Origin of the sequence: Kineococcus vitellinus (assembly GCF_009906315.1) — a bacterium.
GTDB lineage: Bacteria > Actinomycetota > Actinomycetes > Actinomycetales > Kineococcaceae > Kineococcus > Kineococcus vitellinus.
This window is the reverse complement of sequence record NZ_JAAALL010000321.1, coordinates 1-4,711: the sequence shown is the minus strand read 5'-3', so window position 1 is coordinate 4,711 and position 4,711 is coordinate 1. Positions and strand designations below refer to the sequence as shown.

Below are 4,711 nucleotides of genomic sequence, written 5' to 3'. Positions count from 1 at the left end.
GCGTCGGCCACGAGGGCGTCGCGGTCGGCGCCCGCGGGCAGCAGGACGCGGGCCTTCTCGGTGGCGTAGTTGACGCTCGCCTCGACGCCCGGCATCCGGTTGAGCTTCTTCTCCACGCGCGCCGCGCAGGAGGCGCAGGTCATCCCGCCGATGAGCAGCTCGACGGGCTCGCGCGCCGGGGTGCTCGTGGACTCGTGCACGGCGGGGCCTCCTGCGGGTGGCGGGTCAGTCGGTGAGCTCGTAGCCGGCCTCGTCGACGGCCGCGGCGAGCGCGGTGCGCTCCAGGGGGGCGTCGGCGGTGACCGTGACGGTCGAGGTGCCGCCGGCGACGAGGGCGACGTCCACGCCCCGCACGCCCGGCAGCGCGGAGACCTCCTGCGTGACCGCGGCCACGCAGTGCGCGCACGTCATGCCCTCGACCCGGATCTGCTGCTGCTCCATCAGGACCTCACCAACCGCGCGATCGCCGCGCTCGCTTCCTTGACCTTCTCGTCCGCGACGGTCCCGCCCTCGGCGACCGCGTTCGCCACGCAGTGCCCGAGGTGGTCCTCGAGCAGGGAGAGCGCGACGGCCTGCAGGGCCTTGGTGGCCGCCGACACCTGCGTGAGGACGTCGATGCAGTACGCGTCCTCCTCCACCATGCGCTGCAGACCGCGCACCTGCCCCTCCACGCGGCGCAGCCGCTTGAGGACCTCGTCCTTCTCACCGGCGTAGCCGACGGGCGTCTCCATGCCTCCAGGTCTACCCCCTGGGGGTAGGAAGTGCAACCCCTACCCCCTACCGGTACGCAGCACGGTCCGCCGCGGGGGACACTGGAGGACGTGCCCAGCACCCTGCCCGACGGCGACCCGGCCCCCGCCGACGGCGCCCTGCCCGCCGCCGCGCTCGCCGGCGCGCACGAGCGCAGCTTCGGGGTCTACCTGCACGTGCCGTTCTGCGCGGTGCGCTGCGGCTACTGCGACTTCAACACCTACACCGCCACCGAGCTCGGCGGCGGCGGCTCCCAGGCCGCCTACGCCGCGACGGCCGCCGCCGAGGTCCGCCTGGCCGCCCGCGTCCTGGCGCAGGCCCCGCGCCCGGCCTCCACGGTCTTCTTCGGCGGCGGCACCCCCACGCTGCTGCCCGTCGCCGACCTCGCCGCGATGCTCGCCGCCGTGCGCGAGGAGGTCGGGATCGCCCCCGGCGCCGAGGTCACCACCGAGGCCAACCCCGACTCGGTGACGGCGCAGGGCCTGCAGCAGCTGGCCGAGGCCGGCTTCACCCGGGTCTCCTTCGGCATGCAGTCGGCGGTGCCGCACGTGCTCGCCGTCCTGGAGCGCACCCACGACCCGGCCCGCGTGCCGCACGCCGTGCGCTGGGCCCGCGAGGCCGGCCTCGACGTCAGCCTCGACCTCATCTACGGCACGCCCGGGGAGTCCCTGGACGACCTGCGCCGCAGCCTGGACGCCGCCCTGGCCTGCGAGCCCGACCACGTCTCCGCGTACGCGCTCATCGTCGAGGAGGGCACCCGGCTGGCCGGGCAGATCCGCCGCGGCGAGGTGCCCGCCCCCCTGGACGACGACGAGGCCGACGGCTACGAGGTCGTCGACGACGCCCTGTCCGCGGCCGGCTTCTCCTGGTACGAGGTGAGCAACTGGGCCCGCGGCCCCGAGCACGCCTGCCGGCACAACCTCGCCTACTGGCGCGGCGGCGACTGGTGGGGCATCGGCCCCGGCGCGCACAGCCACGTCGGCGGCGTGCGCTGGTGGAACGTCAAGCACCCCAGCGCCTACGCCGGGCGCATCGGCGCCGGCGCCAGCCCGGCCCACGCCCGCGAGGTGCTCGACGCGGCCGACCGCCGCCTGGAGGACGTCCTGCTGCGCTCGCGGCTGGCCGAGGGCTTCGACCCCGCCTGGTGGGGCGTGCGCCCCGCCACCGCCCAGCTGCTGCTCGACGGCCTGCTCGAGCCCGCGCCCGCCGGCCGGGTCGCGCTGACCCGCCGCGGCCGGCTGCTCGCCGACGCCGTCGTGCACCGCCTGCTCGCCGACGCCTGAGCCCGCCTCCGCACCCGCGGGGCTAGGGTCGCCGGATGCGCTTGGCACTGGGGCTGGGGTACCTGACGGGCGGTGCGGTCGCCGACGCCGCCCGCGACGCGCTGACCCTGGTGCGCGCCGCCGAGGACGCCGGCTGCGACAGCGCCTGGGTGGCCGAGGCCTACGGCACGGACGCCGTCAGCGTGCTGGGCTGGCTGGCCGGGCGGACCTCGCGCATCGGGCTCGGCTCGGCCGTCCTGCAGGTGCCCGCCCGCACCCCGGCGATGACCGCGATGAGCGCCGCCACCCTCGACGGCCTCTCCGGCGGGCGCTTCCGGCTGGGCCTGGGGATCTCCGGCCCGCAGGTCTCCGAGGGCTGGTACGGGCAGCCGTTCGCCCGGCCGCTGCAGCGCACCCGCGAGCACGTGGAGGTCGTGCGCCGCCTGCTGGCCCGCGAGCCCTCCAGCTACGCCGGCGAGCACGTGCGGCTGCCGCTGCCGGACGGGCCCGGCGTGCCGCTGCGCCTCATGCAGCCGCAGCCGCGCGCGGACCTGCCGATCTACCTGGCCGCGGTCGGCCCGCGCAACGTCGAGCTCGCCGGGGAGGTCGCCGACGGCTGGCTGCCGGTGTTCCTGGCGCCCGACGACTGCGCGGACTCCTTCGCCCGGCTGCGGGCCGGGCGCGAGCGCAGCACCCGCACCGGCGGCTTCGACGTCTGCGCCTCGGTGCCGCTGCTGCTGACCGACGCCGTCGGCGAGGAGCGCACCGCGGCCGAGGCGCCGCTGCGCGCGCACGTGGCCCTGTACGTGGGCGGGATGGGCTCGCGGGAGCAGAACTTCTACGCCGACCTCGGCCGCCGGCTGGGCTTCTCCGACGCCGTCGACCAGGTGCAGGAGCTCTACCTCGGCGGCCGCCGCCGCGAGGCCGCGGCGGCGGTGCCCCGCGACTTCCTGGAGGCGACGTGCCTGGTGGGGTCGGTGGCGAGCGTGCGCCGGCGCCTGGACGACTACGCCGCGGCGGGCGTCACCACGGTGGCCGTCGCGCCGTTCACCCCCGACGTCGCGGCCGGGGTGGCCGCGCTGCGGGCGATCGCCTGACCCCGACGAGCCGCCCGCCGAGCCGCTCGGCGCGCACCGCGCGCCGGGCGGGCGGTCAGCGGACCGGCCGGAAGATCAGCGGGTAGCGGTACTCCCGGCCCTGGTTGGCGGCCACGGCGGCCAGGACGCAGAACACCAGCGCGACGACGTAGGGGACGACCAGCAGGCCGAAGAGCACCGAGCCGATGCCCAGCGTCAGGACCGTCAGGATCGTGAAGAGGACCGCCAGCACGACCTCGTAGACCATCAGCGAGATCGTCATGTTCAGCGCCTCCGCAGCGTGCGCGCGCACGAAGCGGCCGCGGTCCTTGAAGACCAGGAACACCACGAGGGGGCCGAGGAAGGACAGCGTCACCAGGGACGCCGCGATCGCCGACAGGTGCCCGAGCATCCCCCACATCCGCTCGTCGGAGGGGGACAGCGGCCGCGGGCCGTAGGCGTCCGCCCGGCCCTGCCCGGGGTACGGCGGGTACCCCTGCCCCGGGTGCGGCGGGTAGCCCTGCGGGGCGCGACCCTGCTGCGGGTCCGGCGGCGGGTGCGCGCCGGGCGGCGGGGCCTTGGTGAAGTCCGGGCGGGGAGGCTGCTGGGGTTCGCTCACGCACCGATCCTGGCGCCCGGCGGCCCCGCTGTCGTCCTCCGTACGGTGGCGCCGCGTCCGCCGCAGGGTGCGCTCAGCGGTCGGCGGCGTCCGCCGTGACGAAGTCCACGAGCTCCTCCACCCGGCCGAGCAGCGCCGGCTCCAGGTCGGCGTAGCTGCGCACGGTGCCGAGGATGCGCTTCCACCCGGAGGCGACGTCGGCCTGCGTGGCGTGCGGCCAGCCCAGCTCCGCCAGCACCCCGTGCTTCCAGGAGGTGCCGCGCGGGATCGTGGGCCAGGCCTTCCAGCCCAGGCGCTCCGGGCGCACGGCCTGCCAGACGTCGACGAACGGGTGGCCCACGACGAGCACGTGCGGGCTCTTCGCGACGGCGGCGACGATGCGCGACTCCTTGCTGCCCGCGACGAGGTGGTCCACGAGCACCCCGATGCGCCGGCCGGGGCCGGGGGCGAAGGAGCGCACGGCGGCGTCGAGGTCGTCCACGCCCTCCAGCAGCTCGACGACGACCCCCTCCACGCGCAGGTCGTCGCCCCACACCTTCTCCACCAGCTCGGCGTCGTGGCGGCCCTCGACGAGGATGCGCGAGGCGCGCGCGGTGCGGGCGGCGGCGCCCGCCACGGCCACCGACCCGCTCGCGGTGCGGGTGGGGCGCACCGGGGCGGCCGCCCTCGGCGCCACCAGGCGCACCGGCTGCCCGTCCACCCAGAAGCCCGGCCCCAGCGGGAAGGTGCGGGTGCGGCCGCGGGCGTCCTCCAGGACGACGACGTGCACGCCACCGCTCTTCTCCACCCGCACGACGGCGCCGACCCAGCCGGTCTCCACGTCCTCCACGACGAGCCCGCCCACCGCGGGCTCCTCGCGGTGCACCTTCCTCGGGTGCGTGCGCGCGTGCGGGTCGGCGGCCAGCACGTCGCGGCCGTAGCGGTCGTCGTAGGCGGGAGGGGTCACCCCGGCACGCTAGCGACGTGCGCGCGGGGGGCGGGCTCGTCGTGGAGGACGTGGAGAC

Annotated in this window: 7 protein-coding genes; 2 read left to right on the top strand and 5 right to left on the bottom strand. The window is 76.8% G+C overall.

The annotated features are described in order from the left end of the window. From GTQ99_RS19980 to GTQ99_RS19970, 3 genes are all read right to left on the bottom strand, one after another. Positions 1-200: cation transporter (locus GTQ99_RS19980; RefSeq protein WP_166617458.1), on the bottom strand; the 200-nt coding region annotated here is incomplete at its 3' end. A gap of 25 nt (positions 201-225) precedes the next feature. Beyond that, positions 226-441, bottom strand: a complete 216-nt coding sequence (locus GTQ99_RS19975) for a heavy-metal-associated domain-containing protein (protein ID WP_166617457.1) — start codon at positions 439-441, stop codon at positions 226-228. Further along, positions 441-731 carry a metal-sensitive transcriptional regulator gene (locus GTQ99_RS19970; RefSeq protein WP_166617456.1) on the bottom strand — a complete coding sequence of 97 codons (291 nt, stop codon included), beginning with the start codon at positions 729-731 and terminating at the stop codon, positions 441-443. Before GTQ99_RS19970 ends, GTQ99_RS19975 begins: the two co-directional genes overlap by 1 nt. Positions 732-821: 90 nt before the next feature. Between GTQ99_RS19970 and hemW the strand changes: the two genes are divergently transcribed. Together hemW and GTQ99_RS19960 are read left to right on the top strand one after the other, a co-directional pair. Beyond that, positions 822-2,033, top strand: a complete 1,212-nt coding sequence (hemW, locus tag GTQ99_RS19965; protein ID WP_166617455.1) for a radical SAM family heme chaperone HemW — start codon at positions 822-824, stop codon at positions 2,031-2,033. Between the two features lie 35 nt (positions 2,034-2,068). Next, a complete protein-coding gene (locus GTQ99_RS19960; RefSeq protein ID WP_166617454.1) occupies positions 2,069-3,109 on the top strand; it encodes an LLM class F420-dependent oxidoreductase in 1,041 nt (346 codons plus the stop codon). A gap of 55 nt (positions 3,110-3,164) precedes the next feature. Here GTQ99_RS19960 and GTQ99_RS27220 read toward each other — a convergent pair whose 3' ends face one another. Further along, positions 3,165-3,707 carry a magnetosome magnetite crystal formation protein family gene (locus tag GTQ99_RS27220; protein WP_166617453.1) on the bottom strand — a complete coding sequence of 181 codons (543 nt, stop codon included), beginning with the start codon at positions 3,705-3,707 and terminating at the stop codon, positions 3,165-3,167. Between the two features lie 73 nt (positions 3,708-3,780). Next, positions 3,781-4,653, bottom strand: coding sequence for a DUF3097 domain-containing protein (locus GTQ99_RS19950; RefSeq protein WP_338075139.1), 873 nt, complete (start codon positions 4,651-4,653; stop codon positions 3,781-3,783). Positions 4,654-4,711: the final 58 nt, after the last annotated feature.

Coding starts and splice junctions, on each gene's coding strand:
- GTQ99_RS19975 (WP_166617457.1), bottom strand. CDS start 441: ATGGAGCAGCAGCAGATCCGGGTCGAGGGCATGACGTGCGCGCACTGC.
- GTQ99_RS19970 (WP_166617456.1), bottom strand. CDS start 731: ATGGAGACGCCCGTCGGCTACGCCGGTGAGAAGGACGAGGTCCTCAAG.
- GTQ99_RS19960 (WP_166617454.1), top strand. CDS start 2,069: ATGCGCTTGGCACTGGGGCTGGGGTACCTGACGGGCGGTGCGGTCGCC.